The organism is Paenibacillus sp. sgz302114, from assembly GCF_056120345.1.
In genome coordinates this window covers 1-286 of record NZ_JBVYOI010000072.1, presented here as the reverse complement: position 1 = coordinate 286, position 286 = coordinate 1, and the positions used below count along the sequence as shown (strand labels likewise).

Here is a 286-nt window from a genome sequence, read left to right as displayed (position 1 = left end):
GGCTCCCCGAACAGGACTCGAACCTGTGACAACTCGATTAACAGTCGAGTGCTCTACCAACTGAGCTATCAGGGAACAACATGAATGTTCGGGCAAATCTTAACACCCTGAAAACTGGATACGAACCTTTGCGAAGGTTTATTGCTTTAGCTGGATTTCACTTATTTAGGATAAGCCCTCGACCGATTAGTATTCGTCAGCTGCACACGTTGCCGCGCTTCCACCTCGAACCTATCAACCTGATCGTCTTTCAGGGGTCTTACATACTGGGAAATCTCATCTTGAG

The 286-nt window shown here is 47.2% G+C and carries 1 tRNA gene and 1 rRNA gene; both read right to left on the bottom strand.

Going from position 1 to position 286, the window contains the following annotated elements:
- Positions 1-2: 2 nt before the first annotated feature.
- A tRNA-Asn gene (locus AC0LWF_RS27985) sits at positions 3-75 on the bottom strand.
- A 91-nt stretch (positions 76-166) separates the two neighbouring features.
- A 23S ribosomal RNA gene (locus tag AC0LWF_RS27980) occupies positions 167-286 on the bottom strand; the annotation flags it as partial.